This window comes from Duganella sp. S19_KUP01_CR8 (assembly GCF_036688705.1).
Lineage (GTDB): Bacteria > Pseudomonadota > Gammaproteobacteria > Burkholderiales > Burkholderiaceae_D > Rugamonas.
The window spans coordinates 29,376-45,307 of record NZ_JAQQPR010000007.1 but is presented as its reverse complement, the minus strand read 5'-3'; the positions used below and the strand labels follow the sequence as shown (position 1 = coordinate 45,307).

General features: G+C 65.8%; 14 protein-coding genes. 3 read left to right on the top strand and 11 right to left on the bottom strand.

The window, feature by feature from the left end:
* Positions 1-13 precede the first annotated feature (13 nt).
* Positions 14-190, top strand: coding sequence for a hypothetical protein (locus V6M89_RS08930; protein ID WP_332852858.1), 177 nt, complete (start codon positions 14-16; stop codon positions 188-190).
* Here the strand turns inward: V6M89_RS08930 and V6M89_RS08925 are convergent.
* The 8 genes from V6M89_RS08925 to hutU form a co-directional block, all read right to left on the bottom strand.
* On the bottom strand, positions 176-1,723 hold the full coding sequence (locus V6M89_RS08925) for a glycine betaine ABC transporter substrate-binding protein (protein WP_332852857.1): 1,548 nt from the start codon (positions 1,721-1,723) through the stop codon (positions 176-178). The genes V6M89_RS08930 and V6M89_RS08925 overlap by 15 nt on opposite strands.
* Positions 1,723-4,356: a zinc-dependent metalloprotease gene (locus tag V6M89_RS08920; protein ID WP_332852856.1), complete on the bottom strand. Its 2,634-nt coding sequence runs from the start codon at positions 4,354-4,356 to the stop codon at positions 1,723-1,725. The genes V6M89_RS08925 and V6M89_RS08920 overlap by 1 nt, the downstream gene beginning before the upstream one ends.
* Positions 4,357-4,440: 84 nt before the next feature.
* Positions 4,441-5,652, bottom strand: a complete 1,212-nt coding sequence (gene hutI, locus V6M89_RS08915) for an imidazolonepropionase (protein ID WP_332852855.1) — start codon at positions 5,650-5,652, stop codon at positions 4,441-4,443.
* 14 nt (positions 5,653-5,666) lie between these two features.
* On the bottom strand, positions 5,667-6,242 hold the full coding sequence (locus V6M89_RS08910) for a HutD/Ves family protein (protein WP_332852854.1): 576 nt from the start codon (positions 6,240-6,242) through the stop codon (positions 5,667-5,669).
* The gene (locus V6M89_RS08905) at positions 6,239-7,615 is read right to left on the bottom strand and encodes a formimidoylglutamate deiminase (RefSeq protein ID WP_332852853.1); all 1,377 of its coding nucleotides are present in this window, start codon (positions 7,613-7,615) and stop codon (positions 6,239-6,241) included. Before V6M89_RS08905 ends, V6M89_RS08910 begins: the two co-directional genes overlap by 4 nt.
* Positions 7,612-8,400 (bottom strand): N-formylglutamate deformylase, encoded by a 789-nt coding sequence (gene hutG / locus V6M89_RS08900; RefSeq protein WP_332852852.1) that lies wholly within the window; start codon positions 8,398-8,400, stop codon positions 7,612-7,614. Before hutG ends, V6M89_RS08905 begins: the two co-directional genes overlap by 4 nt.
* 11 nt (positions 8,401-8,411) lie before the next feature.
* A complete protein-coding gene (gene hutH / locus V6M89_RS08895) occupies positions 8,412-9,959 on the bottom strand; it encodes a histidine ammonia-lyase (RefSeq protein WP_332852851.1) in 1,548 nt (515 codons plus the stop codon).
* Positions 9,960-9,972: 13 nt separating this feature from the next.
* Positions 9,973-11,676 (bottom strand): urocanate hydratase, encoded by a 1,704-nt coding sequence (hutU, locus tag V6M89_RS08890; RefSeq protein WP_332852850.1) that lies wholly within the window; start codon positions 11,674-11,676, stop codon positions 9,973-9,975.
* Positions 11,677-11,954: 278 nt separating this feature from the next.
* On the opposite strand from hutU, the gene V6M89_RS08885 reads away from it, so the two are divergent.
* On the top strand, positions 11,955-12,179 hold the full coding sequence (locus V6M89_RS08885) for a TA system antitoxin ParD family protein (RefSeq protein ID WP_442881960.1): 225 nt from the start codon (positions 11,955-11,957) through the stop codon (positions 12,177-12,179).
* A gap of 2 nt (positions 12,180-12,181) precedes the next feature.
* The gene (locus V6M89_RS08880) at positions 12,182-12,472 is read left to right on the top strand and encodes a type II toxin-antitoxin system RelE/ParE family toxin (protein ID WP_332852849.1); all 291 of its coding nucleotides are present in this window, start codon (positions 12,182-12,184) and stop codon (positions 12,470-12,472) included.
* A gap of 13 nt (positions 12,473-12,485) precedes the next feature.
* Here V6M89_RS08880 and V6M89_RS08875 read toward each other — a convergent pair whose 3' ends face one another.
* The 3 genes from V6M89_RS08875 to V6M89_RS08865 are packed head-to-tail and all read right to left on the bottom strand — an operon-like array spanning position 12,486 to position 15,871.
* Positions 12,486-14,180 carry an amidohydrolase gene (locus V6M89_RS08875; protein WP_332852848.1) on the bottom strand — a complete coding sequence of 565 codons (1,695 nt, stop codon included), beginning with the start codon at positions 14,178-14,180 and terminating at the stop codon, positions 12,486-12,488.
* A 60-nt stretch (positions 14,181-14,240) separates the two neighbouring features.
* Positions 14,241-15,404 carry a hypothetical protein gene (locus V6M89_RS08870; protein ID WP_332852847.1) on the bottom strand — a complete coding sequence of 388 codons (1,164 nt, stop codon included), beginning with the start codon at positions 15,402-15,404 and terminating at the stop codon, positions 14,241-14,243.
* Positions 15,405-15,439: 35 nt separating this feature from the next.
* Positions 15,440-15,871: a hypothetical protein gene (locus V6M89_RS08865; protein ID WP_332852846.1), complete on the bottom strand. Its 432-nt coding sequence runs from the start codon at positions 15,869-15,871 to the stop codon at positions 15,440-15,442.
* Positions 15,872-15,932: the final 61 nt, after the last annotated feature.

The following is a 15,932-nucleotide window of genomic DNA, read 5'->3' as shown; positions in this document are numbered from 1 at the left end:
GCAGGAGACAGTCATGCTCAAATTGCCGCCCCTGGCCACCGCCGTCTACAAAGCCTGGCTACGCTCCAGGCTGGAACGCCATACGCAGGCGCTGGAAGCCATCGCCGCCCAGCGCGAGAACGATTTCCTCGCCGAGCGCCTGCTGCACAAGGAAATGGTGATGCTGCGCTCCAAGCTACACTCGCTGTGACGCGGCCCGGCCCCGGCTGGCCAGCCGCTCCAGCAACTCGAACGCGGCCTGCGTCAGCAGCGCCAGCAGCGCCGCCGGTATCGCCCCGGCCAGCAGCATGGCGTTATCGTTCAGCGCCAGGCCGATGGTGATGCGTTCGCCGTAGCCACCGGCGCCAATGAAGGCGGCGATGGTCGCCGTCCCCACGCTCATCACCGCCGCCGTTTTCACGCCGGCCAGGATCACCGGCAGGGCCAGCGGCAGCTCGACATGCAGCAGCCGCTGCATCGGCCGCAAGCCCAGCGCCTGCGCCGCCAGCCGCAAGCCGGCCGGCACCTGCAACAAACCGGTGCAGGTGTTGCGCACGATGGGCAGCAGCGCATACACCACCAGCGCCACCAATGCCGGCGCCGTGCCTATCATGCCCAGCAAGGGTATCAGCAACGCCAGCAGGGCCAGCGACGGCACCGTTTGCAGCACGCCCGTCAACCCCAGCACCACCTGCCGCAGGCGCGGCAACGCCGCCGCCAGCACGCCCAGCGGAATGCCGACCACGCATGCCAGCAGCACCGCCACCAGTACCAGCGTCACATGCTGGCGCGTCAGCGGCCACAGGTTCTTGTCGAAGATCTTGGCCAGCAGCCCATCGCGAACCGGCGGCGCTTGCACTGCCTTGCCGGCATCGGCGGACGGCGCGCCGGCGGCCAGCGGCTTGTGCGCGGCCAGCCAGTCGCGCGCCACGTTGGCGAAATTCTGGCCGTCGATTTCGGCGGCGGCGTTCATCGCGATCATGTCGGCCGCGCTGATGCGGCCCTCCAGCTGCGTGATCGCCTTCCACGCGGCCGGGAAGCGCTGGGCCGCATCGAGCCGGTACAGCAGCACCGCGTCGTAGCGCGGGAAGTAGGCGCGGTCGTCCTCCAGCACGCGCAGGCCGTACTGGCGGATCTTGGCGTCGGTGGAGTAGATGTCGATCACGTCGACCTGGCGCTGCATCAACGCCTCGTAGGCGATGCCGTGGTCCAGGCCTTCCGGCTGCTGCGGCAGGCCGTAGCGCTTGGCCAGGCCCGGCCAGCCGTCGGCGCGGCCGATGAATTCATGCGACAGGCCAAAGCGCAAGCGCGGTTGCGCGGCCAGCTCGCTGAGTTTCGTCAACCCATCCGGCCCGCCGCGCATCGCCAGCGCGTAGGTGTTGTTGAAGCCCAGCGGCGCCGCCACGCCCAGTCCCAGCGGCGCCAGTTCGCGGCGGATCTGCTCCAGCGGCGCGGCCTGCGTGTGCTTGAGGATTTCCAGGTCGATGGTGCCGAGGTACTCGGGATAGACGTCGATGCGGCCGGCCTGCAAGGCCGCCAGCACGATGGCGGTATTGCCCAGGCCTTGAAGGTGCTCGACCTTGGTCGCCGGTGCCGCCTGCGCTGCGGTCTGCGCCAGCACCTCGCCAAGAATATAGGATTCGGTGAAGCGCTTCGAACCCACATGCAGCGTATCGGCCGGCGCGGCGCACGCCGCGCCGGCCAACAACAGGGCCAGGCAAACTAGCAATCGTACTTTTACCATCAAGCGCCCGCGCGCAACATGGCTGCCTTCAAGGCCTGGCTCAGCGTTTCATACGACTCCGACAGGTGCGCCTTGGCCTCGCGGCTCATCGGCTTTGCCATCGCGCCGCGGATATCGCGTTGCAGCGCCAGCGCATTCTCGCGTTGCAGGCTGCGCGCATCGGCCGGAGTGATCGGCGAGGAGCGCAGCAGGATCGCGGTCAGCCGCTTCAGATGCTCGCGTTGCAGATTGCGGCGCATGCCGTTGATGTCCTTGCCGGTTTTCAGCTCGCTCCATACCGCGTCCTGCACGGTGGTGTACAACTCGTCGAGGCTGAGCGCCTGCTTGCGGTCGTCCAGTTTTTCCTGAGAATCGAGCAGGCGTATCGCCACCACATCGGACATCAGCTGGTCCAGCGCGCCGGACTGCAAGGACAGCACGCGTCCGCTGACCGACACGTCGGCCCGTCCACGCGGTTCAAAATGATCCGATCCCAGGCGGCTGATCATCGCCGGCGAGAACTGGAAGCTGTCCGACTTGAACAGGCTGGTGGTCAGCATCTGCAAGGCGGCCCGCTGGCGCGGCAGCGGCACCGGCGTGAAGGTGGCGCGGCCGGTGCCGGCGTGGTCGCGCAGATAGGTCACGCCGCCGACGTACTTGACCACCACCGGCATGGTGCGCGCAAACTGCTGGAAGCCGTAGTCGAAACTGCGGCGCAGCGTGTCATAGCTCTCGCCCGGTTTCAGCGTGCGGTTTTGCAGACGGTCCCACAGCTCGCGAGAGATCGTCAGGCGGCGCTGAAAGTAAGCCAGCGGATCGCTGCCCAGGTCGAACACGTTGACGTCGGGATCGGAATTGAAACCGCCCGCGTCCTGGTCGGTGCCGAAAGCCAGCAGCGGCTCATTTGAGCGCGCGGCGATCTTCGCCAGTTCTTCCTTCTCCTGCGCCGGTTCGATAGGCTTGTAGGCGTATTCGATGGCCCAGTAATCGTAGGGCCCCAGCGTCGACGCCACGTACTCGCCCTGCTTCTCGCCCTTCAGCGACAGGTTGAACGGCGTGTAGTCCATCACCGAACCGGCCAGGCCGTTCTTCTTGGTGAACTCCGGGTCCTGCAACTGCTTCATGCTGTAGATGGTCGACGAGCGGAAGTTGTGCCGCAAGCCCAGCGTGTGCCCGATCTCGTGCATCACCACCGAACGCACATAGGCTTGCGCCACCGCGTCCGCCTCCGGGCTGCCCATTTCCAGTTCGCCGCGCGCCTCCAGCAGGCCCATGGCGAAGCCCATCTCGGACGCCGATTCCAGCAGGTAGTCGCAGCGCGCTTCCTGCAGCGGCATGCTGTCCTCGCCGATCATGCGGCGCGCGCCGCGCGCGAAGATGTCGGACATGCCGATGTCCGCATCGAGGATCTCACCGCTGCGCGGATCGACCTGGCGCGGCCCGATGGCGAAGCCTACATCGCTGCCGACGAACCAGCGCACCGACGCATGCCGCGCATCCATCGTATCGAAGCGGTCCTTCTCGCTCTGCTGCTTGACCACGATGGCGTTCTTGAAACCGATGCGTTCAAACGCCTCGTTCCAGGCCAGGATGCCCTGCTTTACCGACTCGCGGTACTTCTCGGGGATGTTCGCGTCGAGCCAGTAGACGATGGGCTGCTTGGGTTCCGACAGCGCCTGCGCCGGATCCTGCTTCTCCAGGCGCCAGCGTTCGATCACATGCACGGCCGTCGTCGGCGTCACGTCGTCCGAATAGTCATGCATGGTGCTGACGAAGTGGCCGATGCGGTCGTCCGCAAGGCGGCCATGCATGGGCTGTGCCGGCAGCGGCATGAAGCTGTAGTAGAAGCCGAGGAACATGCTGCGCGGGTCCGGCAGCGTGGTCGGCGGCATGGGGACCGCCACCGGCGTGGTCGGCGGCACCAGCGGCGGCGCCGCGATGCGCGGCACGAAGAAGTGGGCGTTGACCTGGAAGCCGGTCATGGACTCGTCGGAGCGAATGGTCTGGAAGCTGCTGTTGCGCGCGTCCATCGCATACGGCATGCGGAAGGCCGTTTCCAGCCGGGTCGTGAAACTAGGGATATCGCCGAACAGCAGGATGTTCGCCTCCACCAGGATGGCGTGGCTCTGCGGATGCGGACCGCTGGCCACCGGCGCGATCGCCAGCAGGCTGTCCGAGAACGCCTGCGACACCGCCAGCGCCTGCGGCGTGCCGGCCTTGGCGCCGTAGTCGGTGTTCTTGGCGATCATCTGCACCAGGTTGCCGATGCGGTGGAACACCACCACCTGGCTCAGTCCCATCTGGCTGCCGTAGATACCGCGCTCGCCTATCCCGTTCGGCATGTTCACGGTCATGAAGATCGGACGGTCGAACTGGTCGGGCCGCAGCTCGATCCAGACTTTTTCCTCTTTCTGGAACAGGTTCAGGAAGCCCTGCACATGGGCGGCGCCGCGCACCACCTCCGCGTAAGGCTTCGGCGCAGCGGCCGCCGCCACTGCGGCGGCCAGGTTGGCGGCCGGCGGCACAGGCGCGCTGGCGGCGACGGGGGCTTCTGGTGTGTGGGGGACGGGCGTGGGCGGCACCGGCTCCTGGGCCAGCGCCTGCGCGCCGAGCGTCAGCAAGACGGCGGCGCGGAGAGAGTTCAAGGCAAACATGGATATCCTGTTACGTTAGAAGAGGCATCCCGGTACTGTAACCGAAACAATAACTAACGAAACAGAATTTCCCGAGGCGGCACTCTAAACCTGCGGCGAACGCAACACCCCCGCATTGACCACGCCCCGGCAGGGATTGAGGCCGATGGCGTAGGACAGGTCGGCCGGACGGGCGATGCGCCACAGCGCGAAGTCGGCGCGCTTGCCCACTTCCAGGCTGCCGATCTGCTGTTCGCGGCCCAGCGCGCGGGCCGCGTGCACGGTGCAGCCGGCCAGCGCCTCCAATGGCGTCAGGCGCCACAGGGTGCAGACCATATTCATCGCCAGCAGCAGGGAGGTCATCGGCGAGGTGCCGGGATTGCAGTCGGTGGCGACGGCCATCGCCACGCCGGCGGCGCGCATGGCGGCCACCGGCGGCGGCGTGGTGTCGCGCAGGAAGTAGTAGGCGCCGGGCAGCAGCACCGCCACCGTGCCGGCGGCGGCCATCGCCGCGATGCCGGCGTCGGTCAGGTGTTCCAGATGGTCGGCGGACAGGCCGTGGTGGCGCGCCACCAGCTCGGCGCCGCGCTGGTCGGACAGCTGCTCCGCATGCAGCTTGACCGGCAAGCCCTGCGCGCGCGCAGCCTGGAACACGCGCTCCGTCTGCTCATGCGAGAAGCCGATCCGTTCGCAGAAGGCGTCCACCGCGTCGACCAGCCCTTCGGCGGCCAGCGGCGCGATCATCGCGCACACTTCGGTGATGTAGTCGTCGGCGCGGCCGGCGAACTCCGGCGGCAAGGCGTGCGCGCCGAGGAAGGTGGCGGCGACGCTGACCGGCAGCTCGCGGCCGATGCGGCGCGCCACGCGCAGCATGTTCGCTTCCGACTCCAGCGTCAGGCCGTAGCCCGACTTGATTTCCAGCGTGGTCACGCCTTCGGCCAGCAGGCTGCACACGCGCGGCAGGCTTTGCCGCAGCAGCTCGTCCTCGGACGCGGCGCGGGTGGCGCGCACGGTGGACATGATGCCGCCGCCGGCGCGGGCTATGTCCTCGTAGGTGGCGCCGTTGAGGCGCGCCTCGAATTCATCGCTGCGGTTGCCGGCGTGGACGATGTGGGTGTGGCAGTCGATCAGGCCCGGCGTCAGCCAGCAGCCGCCGCCATCGTGCACGGTGGTGGCCAGCACGCCCGGCGGCATCTCTGCCTGGGGCCCCAGCCAGGCGATCTTGCCGTCCTTGACGGCGATGGCCGCATCGCGGATTTCACCGTAGCCATCGGCCATCGTGGCCAAATGCACGTTCGTAAACAACACATCCCACATGCTTGGTACTTTCTTTAATTGTTGATGATGTCGACCACGAACACCGTCGCGCGTTGCGCTTCCATCGACCATTCCTCTTCGGCCTCCAGCACCAGCACGTCGTAGCGCACCATGGCGATGCGTTCGCGCGCGCTGCTCACCGTCAGGCTCTCGCCGTCGGCCAGGAACAGCAGCGTGGTGCCGCTGCGGCGCTTGAGCCGCTCGGCGCCGCTGACCTCGCACGACTCCAGCCGGTGGCGGCAGCGGCCGCGCCGCGTCATCACATTGAAGTCGGTGGTCAGGCTGCCGGTGACGGTGGCGTGCACCGCCGCCTCGCCGTCGAATTCGATCAGCGGCTCGCTGGGGCTGAGCACAAAACGCTCGTCGCCGAAATCGAGCAGCACGCCGTCGCCGTCGACCAGCGCCAGTGAACGATCAATGCCGGGGAAGCTGGAGAAAGGCCCGCTCTGCGAAATGGTCGCCAGGCTGACGCGCCAGTCGAATTCATCGAAGCCGGAGCCGGCGGGCGAGATGGCGATTTCCGTCGTGCTGCCGCCGCCGTTCTTCCACGGCGCGGGCCGCAGGCTTGCATACTGGATTAGCTGGGTCATCGGAACTCCCTCAGTTCGGCCAAGGTCTGCTTGAAGCGCGCAGCGATCGCCTGCTGCGCAACGTGCTGCTGATTGCGTACTACCCACTGGCCGCCGACCATGACGTCCTTGACCAGATTGTCATTACCGCAGAAGACGAAGCTGCCGAGCACCTCGTCCAGCGCCAATCCATACAGATTCGGGTGCTGGTCATCCAGCACGATCATATCGGCGCGGCGGCCCGGCGCCAACGCGCCCACCTGCCGTCCGCTGGCCTGCGCGCCGCCCTGCAAGGCGCCCTGCCACAGGAAGTCGCCGACATTGCGCTGCCCGGCCGACACCGCGATATTGCGGCGCTGGTGTTGCAGGCGCTGGCCGTATTCCAGCCAGCGCAGTTCTTCCACCGCGCTTTGCGAAATATGGCTGTCGCTGCCGATGCCGAATCGTCCGCCCGCCGCCAAAAAGTCCTCCAGCGGGAACAGGCCGTCGCCCAGGTTGGCCTCCGTGGTCGGACACAGCCCCGCCACGGCGCCGCTCTGCGCTATGTTGTCCACCTCGTCGCGCATCAAGTGCGTCGCGTGGATCAGGCACCAGCGTTGATCGACTTCCACCTGGTCCAGCAGCCACTGCACGGGGCGGCGTCCGCTCCAGTCCAGCGACTGCTGCACTTCCTGCTTCTGTTCCGCGATGTGGATGTGCACCGGACGGTCGTCCGGCAGCGTCACCAGCACCTCGTTAATCTGCGCCACCGAGGCCGCGCGCAGCGAATGCGGCGCCACGCCCACTTCGGTTTGCGCATCGCGCAGGGGCTCCAGCGCCTCGATCACCCGCAACACATCCTGCGGATCGGTCTTGAAGCGCTTTTGCTCCGGCTTCAAGGCGCTTTCGCCGAAGCCGGAATAACTATACAACACTGGCAGCATGGTGATGCCGATTCCCGCCAAACGTGCGGCGGCGACGACACGCTCCGCCGTTTCCGCCGGGCGCGGATACATGGCGCCGTCCGGCGCGCGCTGCACGTAATGGAACTCGCACATCGACGTGTAGCCGTGGCGCAGGCATTCCGAAAACAGCTGAGCCGCGATGGCCTCGATGTGCTCGGGCGTGATGTTGCGCGCGAAGCGGTACATCAGGTCGCGCCAGGTCCAGAAACTGTCCTTGGTTTCGCCGGCCTTTTCCGTGCGGCCGCCCAACGCCCGCTGGAAGCTGTGCGAATGCAGGTTGATCATGCCCGGCAGCGCGTACTCCACCACCGGCGCGATCAGCTGCGCGCCGGCCGGCGCAACCACGCCGGCATCGACGCGGACGATGGTGCCGTTCGCATCCCACTCGACCAGCACATCCTTGCGCCAGCCTTCCGGCAGCAGCGCGTTGCGCGCGAACAGCCGGTTCATGCACGCCCCCAATCGGCTGCGGCCTGCGTCATTTTCTGCAACACGCCTTGTACCTGCTGCGCGCGGTCCGCGCGATAGCCGTACGGCGCTTGCTCATCCATGTAAGTCGACTGGCACATCTCCAGCTGGATCGCGTGCACATTGTTGGCCGGCTGGCCGTAGTGGCGGGTGATATGCCCGCCCTTGAAGCGGCCGTTGACCGCCACGCTGAACTGATCCTGCGCCAGCGCGCGCGCCACGATGGCGTCGCTCAGGCCCGGCGCGCAGCTCTTGCCGTCGGCCGTGCCGAAGTTCAGGTCCGGCAGCTTGCCCTCGAAGAAGCGCGGCACCACCGATGCGATCGAATGCGCGTCCCACAGCACCACGCGGCCGTGCAGCGCCAGCAGCCGGTCCAGCTCCGCGCGCAGTTGATCGTGATACGGCTTCCAGTAGGCGGCCAGGCGGCGCTGCACTTCGGCCTCGCTCGGCGTATGGCCGTCGCGGTACAGCGGCTCGCGATGGAAGGTGTCGACCGGGCACAGGCCGGTCGTATCCTGGCCCGGATACAGGTTGGTGTTTTCCGGCGGACGGTTCAAATCGATGACGTAGCGCGACCAGCGCGCCGACAATGTCGACGCCCCCATCTCGCCGAGGAACTCGTACAGGCGCACCAGGTGCCAGTCCGTATCCTGCTTGTCGACGGCGGCCGGCGTCATCGCCGCCGCCACGTCGTCGGGAATATCGGTGCCCACGTGCGGCATGGACACCAGCAAGGGAATACTGCCTGCTTTGAACTGATAGTCCATGACGCCTCCTCTTAAGGGTGCAGCGGCGTGAACAGGCTCTGGCACGACGCGCTCAACTCGCCGCGCATGACCATGCCCTTGGCCGCTTCGATATCCGGCGCGAAGAAGCGGTCGGCGTCGAAGAACGGCACCTTCTGGCGCAGCTGCGCATGCACGTGCTCCAGGTGCGGCGAGGTTTTCAGCGGACGGTGGAAGTCGATGCCCTGCGCCGCGGCCAGCAGCTCGATGCCGATGATGACGGCGGTGTTGTGCGCCATGTCGTCCAGTCGGCGCGCGGCGTAGGTGGCCATGCTGACGTGGTCTTCCTGGTTGGCCGAGGTCGGGATCGAATCGACGCTGCCCGGATGGGCCAGCGACTTGTTCTCCGACGCCAGCGCGGCGGCGGTCACGTGGGCGATCATGAAGCCCGAGTTCACGCCCGGATCGCGCACCAGGAACGGCGGCAGGCCGGACAAGGTGGCGTCGATCAGCAGCGCGATGCGGCGTTCGGAAATGGCGCCGATTTCGGCGATCGCCAGCGCCAGCGTGTCGGCGGCGAAGGCCACCGGCTCGGCGTGGAAGTTACCGCCCGAGACCACCACCGACAGTTCGCCGTCCTTGAACAGCAGCGGATTGTCGGTCACGGCGTTGGCTTCGATCAGCAGCGTGCGGGCGGCGTTGCCGATGATGTCCCAGCAGGCACCCATCACTTGCGGCTGACAGCGCAGGCAGTACGGGTCCTGCACGCGCTCGTCGCCGACCAGGTGCGAGGCGCGGATCGCGCTGTTGCTCACCAGTTGGCGATAGATCGAGGCGGCGGCGATCTGGCCCGGCTGGCCGCGCACTTCGTGCACGCGGGCGTCGAACGGCGAATCGGAACCCTTGGCCGCGTCCAGCGACAGCGCGCCGGACACCATGCCCGCTTCCAGCAGGCGCTCGGCCATGAACAGGCCATGCAGCGCCAGCGCGGTCGACACCTGGGTGCCGTTGATCAGCGCCAGGCCTTCTTTCGCGGCCAGCACCACCGGCGCGATGTTGGCGGCTTTCAGTGCGTCGGCGGCCGGCATGATTTCACCGTTGACGCGGACGTCGCCCACGCCCAGCATCGCCAGCGTCATGTGCGACAGCGGCGCCAGGTCGCCCGAGGCGCCGACCGAACCCTTGGCCGGAATGGCCGGCATGATGCCGGCGTTGTACAGCGCGATCAGCGTGTCGATGATCAGCGGACGCACGCCGGAGTAGCCGCGCGCCAGGCTGCCGATTTTCATCAGCAGGATCAGGCGGCAGACGGAGTCCGACAGCAGGTCGCCGGTGCCGACCGAGTGCGACAGGATCAGGTTGCGTTGCAGCTGTTCCAGCTTGTCGTCCGGGATGCGGGTCTTGGCCAGCAGGCCGAAGCCGGTGTTGATGCCGTAGGCGGCGTCACCCTTGGCGACGATGGCGCGCACGGCGGCGGCGGATGCTTCGATGATCGGATAGGCTTCGGCGGCCAGCGCCAGCGGACCGGCGGCGCTCCACACGGCGCGCAGTTCGGTCAGGGTCATCGCGCCTGGTTTCAGGGTCAGTGCATTTGGTTTCATAGGTACTCTCGAATTATTTAATCATTGGCAGATTGAGGCCGTTGCGCTTGGCGCAGGCGACCGCAGTCTCGTATCCCGCATCGGCGTGACGCATCACGCCCGAGCCGCTGTCGTTGACCAGCACGCGCGCCAGGCGCTTGGCGGCGGCATCGGTGCCGTCGGCCACGATCACCACGCCGGAGTGCTGCGAGTAGCCCATGCCCACGCCGCCGCCGTGGTGCAGCGACACCCAGGTCGCGCCGCCGGCGGTGTTGAGCAGCGCGTTCAGCAGCGGCCAGTCGGAGACGGCGTCGGTGCCGTCCTTCATGCTTTCGGTTTCGCGGTTAGGGCTGGCGACGGAGCCGGTGTCCAGATGGTCGCGGCCGATGACGACCGGCGCTTTCAGCTCGCCGTTGCGCACCATTTCGTTGAAGGCCAGACCGGCGATGTGGCGCTCGCCCAGGCCCAGCCAGCAGATACGCGCCGGCAGGCCCTGGAAGGCGATGCGTTCGCGCGCCATGTCCAGCCAGCGGTGCACGTTGGCGTGGTGCGGGAACAGCTCCTTGATCTTGGCGTCGGTCTTGTAGATGTCTTCCGGATCGCCGGACAGCGCCACCCAGCGGAACGGGCCGCGGCCTTCGCAGAACTGCGGGCGGATATAGGCCGGCACGAAGCCAGGGAAATCGAAGGCGTTCTTGACGCCGTGGTCGAACGCCACCTGGCGGATGTTGTTGCCGTAGTCGACGACCTTGGCGCCCAGCGTCTGGAAGTCCAGCATCGCCTGCACGTGGACGGCGCAACCTTCGGTGGCGGCGGCCTTCAGTGCTTCGTGGCGCGCGGCGTCGTGCTGCGCGGCCTTCCACTGCTCGACGGTCCAGCCCTGCGGCAGGTAGCCGTTGATCAGGTCATGCGCGGAGGTCTGGTCGGTGACGATGTCCGGTACCACGCCGCCGGCTTTCGCGCGGCGTACCAGTTCCGGCAGCACGTCGGCCGCGTTGCCCAGCAGGCCGATGGAGATGGCGTCGCCATTGGCCTTGTGCAGTTTGATCATTTCCAGCGCCTCGTCGATGCTGGCGGCCTGCTTGTCGAGGTAGCGGGTGCGCAGGCGGAAGTCGATGCTGCTCTGCTGGCACTCGATGGTCAGCGACACGGCGCCGGCCATGGTCGCAGCCAGCGGCTGCGCGCCGCCCATGCCGCCCAGGCCTGCGGTCAATACCCAGCGGCCTTTGAGGTCGCCGCCGAAATGCTGGCGGCCCGCTTCGGCGAAGGTCTCGAAGGTGCCCTGCACGATGCCCTGGGTGCCGATGTAGATCCACGAACCGGCCGTCATCTGGCCGTACATGAACAGGCCTTTGCGGTCCAGTTCATTGAAGTGTTCCCAGTTGGCCCATTTCGGCACCAGATTCGAATTCGCGATCAGCACGCGCGGCGCGTCTTCGTGGGTCTGGAACACGCCGACCGGCTTGCCGGACTGGATCAGCAGGGTTTGATTGTCTTCCAGCTCGCGCAGCGAGGCCAGGATCTGGTCGTAGCATTCCCAGTTGCGGGCCGCGCGGCCGATGCCGCCGTAGACCACCAGGTGTTTCGGGTTTTCCGCCACTTCCTTGTCCAGATTATTCTGGATCATGCGGTAGGCCGCCTCGGCGCCCCAGTTTTTACAGGTACGCTCCGGTCCGCGGGGGGCGCGGATTTCGCGGCTGGCGTCAAAACGTGGATCGCTGTCTAAATGGGTCGTCATGGTGGCTCCTGCTCCTGAGTGAGTGGGACCGGCCAGGCGCGCAACAACGCGCGCACAGCCAGCGCATCCTTAAAGGATAAGTTGTATATACAACCAAGTCAATCAGTTTTTAAGCGGACTGAGGGAACGATCCATTCCCGCACCTGTCAAATATGCTCTAGATATGTTGCCAGCATTCGCCAGGCGACGCCGAATATTTTTCAGAGGTGATCTCACGTCAAAATGGTTGCAAAAGGTAGCAATAAGTGGCAGGTTAACACCTACTACTTAGAGGTGACATGATGGCGACTTCCTTGAAATTATCGGACGAACTGGTTGAAATGGCTAAGCCACACGCTGCTGCCGAACACCGCTCTGTTCCCAAGCAGATCGAGTACTGGGCGCGGCTAGGAAAGGCTGTCGATGAAAACCCCGACTTGCCGCTCCAGTTCATCAAAGATACTCTGCTTGCCGCGCAAGAGGCCAAGGCCGAAATGCTCACGCCATACCAGTTCGGGGCATAACGGTGCTTGACGTCCTTGTTACCCCAACTTTTGCAAAGGCCGTCAAAAAACTCCACGCCAAGGACAAGACCATCGTAGACAAAGCAGTGAAGGCTATTGCCAACGCGCCAACCATCGGGGAAGAGAAGAAAGGTGATCTTGCCGGGATTTTTGTGCACAAGTTCAAGATTAACAAGCAGGAGATTCTGCTCGCGTATCAGCTGCGCCCCACCAAATTTCAGCCGATTTCGGTAGTCCTCCTGAACTTGGGTTCGCATGAGAACTTCTATGCGGAATTGAAGCGACTAAATTAAAGCGCAGCGGTGCTTAATCCGGGCGCTTGTCCTTTTTATACACCCGCTTGCCGCCCATCCAGGTCTGCAGCACCTGGGTCTTGCCGATCTGCTCGGCCGGCACTTTGAACAGGTCGCGGTCGATCAGGATGAAGTCGGCCCACTTGCCCGGCTCCAGCGAGCCGATGACGTTTTCCTGGTGCGCCGCATAGGCCGCGTCCAGCGTGAAGCAGCGGAACGCTTCGGTCAGCGTCATCGCCTGGTTCTTGTACCAGCCGCCGGCCGGCACGCCGGCGTTGTTCTGCCGCGTGACCGCCGCATGCAGCCCCTCGAACGGATTCGGCGACTCCACCGGGAAGTCCGAACCGCAGGCGATCCGCGAGCCCTGGTCGAGGAAGGTGCGCCACGCATACGCGCCCTTGATGCGCTCGTGCCCCACACGCTGCTCGGCCATGTTCTGGTCCGAGGTCGCATGCGTCGGCTGCATCGACGGGATGATGCCCAGCGCCTTGAAGCGCGGGATGTCCTCCAGCGCCACCACCTGCGCATGCTCGACGCGGTGGCGCAGCTCGACGTTGTTATATTTCGGGATCAGCTGCGCGTAGGCGTCGAGGATCTGGCGGTTGCCGGCGTCGCCGATGGCGTGCACGTTGACCTGGTAGCCGGCCTTCATGGCCTTGTTCATCTTGGCCAGCATCTCGGCGTTCGGATAGAACAGCAGGCCCCGGGTCGACGGCATGTCGCTGTACGGCGCCAGCAAGGCCGCGCCGCGGCTGCCCAGCGCGCCGTCCGAGTACAGCTTGACGGCGGCCAGCGCATACACATCGTTGCCATAGGATTTGAGCGGGCCTTCCTTGGACAGCTCGTCGAAATCGGCCGCGGTGTCGCCGATCATCGCGTACACGCGGGTGGTCAGCTTGCCGTGGTCGGCGTAGTCGCGATACAGGTCGTCCTGCACCACCTTGATGCCGGCGTCGTGCACGCTGGTCAGGCCGGCCTTGGCCAGCGCCGCCAGCGCGTTGTCCAGCCGGGCGCGCGCCTCGTTGGGCGTGGCCAGCGGCACCACCTTGTCGACCAGCTCCATCGCCGCGTCCACCAGCACGCCGCTAGGCTTGCCGGAGGCGTCACGCTCGATCTTGCCGCCCTTCGGGTCCGGCGTATCCCTGGTGATGCCGGCCATTTCCAGCGCCTTGGTGTTGACCCAGGTGGCGTGGCCGTCGACCCGGTGCAGCAGCACCGGCCGGTCGCCCACCACCGCATCCAGCTCGGCGGCGGTCGGGAAGCGGCCCAGCTTCCACACTTCCTGGTTCCAGCCGAAGCCCACCACCCAGGCGTTCTTCGGGTGCGTGCGGCTGAACTCCGCCACCGCGCGCACCGCCCCGCCCAGCGAGATGGCGCTGAACAGCTCCACGCCGGAGGCGATCTCGCCCAGCTCGAACACGTGGCCGTGGGCGTCGATCAGGCCTGGCAGCAGGGTCTTGCCCTGGGCGTCGATGTGCTCCGCCTTCGGCAGCCGGATCGCCGTTTCGCGCTCGCTGCCCACCGCGACGATGCGGCCCAGGTCATCGAAGGCCAGCGAACTGAATCGCTGCAAGGTGCCGGCCGCGTTCAGCGTATAGCCGTTGGCGTGGTCGATGATGGTGTCGGCCTGCGCCAGCGGCAGGACGGCGGACAGGGCCAGGCTGACGGCGGCGGCCAGCGGAGCGGGCGAAAACTGGGATGTGCGCATCGATACTCTCCATTCAGAAGCAAGAACAGAGTGTAGCGCACAACCCGCCGAACGCAACGTCTAGAACAAGCCTTGCAGCGACACCGACAACAGGCGCGAGTCGCCGAAGAACGGATAGCTGTAGTGCGACTTGTCCTTGCTCACGTCGTACTGCACCTTGAGCGCTGTGTTCTTGCGGAAATCCCAGCGCAGCGACAGGTACTGCGTGTTGCGCGCCTCGATAGGCTCGTTGATGGTGGTGTAGCGCGAGAAGGTGTACATCGGCGTCCACGCCTCGTACTGGTAGCCGACGGCGACCAGCGCGTACTTGTAAACGTTGTTGAGCCCCTTGCCGGCGTCGACCTGCTCGTAGCGATCCAGCTCGGACTTGACCAGCCAGTTCTTGTAGTCGACGTTGGCCGACAGCCCGGCGATGCGGGTGCTCTGGCCGTCGACGAAGTACACCTTGCCCGCCGGGCTGTCCTGCCAGGTGCTGTCCTTGTAGTGCATCAGCATGGCGCGCACGTCGAACACGCCGTTGTTGGCCGACACATAGCCGCCCACCATGCTCTTCCACGCTTCATGGGTCGGCGTGGCGTAGTAGATCTGCGTGTCGTAGGTGTCGTTGTGCTGGGTGTAGCCGCCGGCCCACATGTGGAAGGTGGCGGCCCAGTCGGACTGTCCCAGCTGCGTGCGGTAGCTGGCGTTGGCGCCCTGGTAGGCGTAGATCGGCCAGCCGTAGACGTCCGGCGCCGGCCGCACCCAAGGGTAGGCATAGCCGATGTACAGGTAATCGCTGTAGTAGTACAGCGGAATGCGGAACTGGCCGGCCTGGAAGGTCCAGGCGGAATCGGCGGACGGCTGCCAGGTCAGGTAGGCCCAGTCCAGCGTCGGCGTCAGGCCATGGCCGGGATTATGCGCGCGCACCAGCACCTGCGCCGTGGCCGACAGCGTCGGCGAGAACTCCTTCTTCAGCTGGAACCCGACCGACGACTCCTGGTTGAATTGCCAGCCCTCGCTGCGTTCGTAGACGGCGGCGTATTCCCAGTTCTGCACCGTGCAGGGACATTTCCACTGCATGTAGTCCCACGGCGTGCCGCTGCCCTGGGCTTTGCCGCTCAGCACGCGGGCGCCGGTCAGGTTGTAGAAGCCGGTCAGCTTGAGCGTGCCGTCGTCGGTCAGGTCGGTGGCGCCGGCCAGGCCGGCCAGCGCGGCCAGTGCCATCGCTATCAGTGTTTTTTTCATCGAGCAGACTCCAGTAAAGGGAAGAACATGCCAGTTCAAGGAACGATCGCCACGACCTTGACCGTGTCGTCCACCGCCGATTTTTCGATGTAGCCGATGGCGTTGACGTTGTCGGCCACCGCTTTCTTGACTTCGGCACTGCTCTTGTATTCCTTGGGGGGCTTACCCTTGGCGGTGAAGACGATCTTGGACCAGATGGCCTCGACCTGGGCCGGCGATTTCTCCAGCACTTTTTTACAGAACTCGGCGCGCAGCGGCGAGCTTTCCGGCTGTTCCACCGGCGTGAACTGCACCGAGCCGCCCAGGAAGAACTGCGCCGCCTGGGACGGGAACATGCGGGTGGCCGGGTTTTGCGGATTGACGATGATGGCCAGTTCGGCCTGCGCCGACAACGATGTGCCGCCCAACAGCGCCGTCGCAAGCAGCAGCGCCAGGCGCTGCCGCGGTAAGAGCGAATGCAGATCCATATCACCTCTCTGAAAGTACGTGAGGAAACTATTGCAGTGCGGGTTCATTCTAGTCCGTGAA

Excerpts from the sequence above, each read along its gene's own strand:
- V6M89_RS08930 (WP_332852858.1), top strand. The coding sequence starts at position 14 with ATGCTCAAATTGCCGCCCCTGGCCACCGCCGTCTACAAAGCCTGGCTA.
- V6M89_RS08925 (WP_332852857.1), bottom strand. The coding sequence starts at position 1,723 with ATGGTAAAAGTACGATTGCTAGTTTGCCTGGCCCTGTTGTTGGCCGGC.
- V6M89_RS08920 (WP_332852856.1), bottom strand. The coding sequence starts at position 4,356 with ATGTTTGCCTTGAACTCTCTCCGCGCCGCCGTCTTGCTGACGCTCGGC.
- hutI (WP_332852855.1), bottom strand. The coding sequence starts at position 5,652 with ATGTGGGATGTGTTGTTTACGAACGTGCATTTGGCCACGATGGCCGAT.
- V6M89_RS08910 (WP_332852854.1), bottom strand. The coding sequence starts at position 6,242 with ATGACCCAGCTAATCCAGTATGCAAGCCTGCGGCCCGCGCCGTGGAAG.
- V6M89_RS08905 (WP_332852853.1), bottom strand. The coding sequence starts at position 7,615 with ATGAACCGGCTGTTCGCGCGCAACGCGCTGCTGCCGGAAGGCTGGCGC.
- hutG (WP_332852852.1), bottom strand. The coding sequence starts at position 8,400 with ATGGACTATCAGTTCAAAGCAGGCAGTATTCCCTTGCTGGTGTCCATG.
- hutH (WP_332852851.1), bottom strand. The coding sequence starts at position 9,959 with ATGAAACCAAATGCACTGACCCTGAAACCAGGCGCGATGACCCTGACC.
- hutU (WP_332852850.1), bottom strand. The coding sequence starts at position 11,676 with ATGACGACCCATTTAGACAGCGATCCACGTTTTGACGCCAGCCGCGAA.
- V6M89_RS08885 (WP_442881960.1), top strand. The coding sequence starts at position 11,955 with ATGATGGCGACTTCCTTGAAATTATCGGACGAACTGGTTGAAATGGCT.
- V6M89_RS08875 (WP_332852848.1), bottom strand. The coding sequence starts at position 14,180 with ATGCGCACATCCCAGTTTTCGCCCGCTCCGCTGGCCGCCGCCGTCAGC.
- V6M89_RS08870 (WP_332852847.1), bottom strand. The coding sequence starts at position 15,404 with ATGAAAAAAACACTGATAGCGATGGCACTGGCCGCGCTGGCCGGCCTG.
- V6M89_RS08865 (WP_332852846.1), bottom strand. The coding sequence starts at position 15,871 with ATGGATCTGCATTCGCTCTTACCGCGGCAGCGCCTGGCGCTGCTGCTT.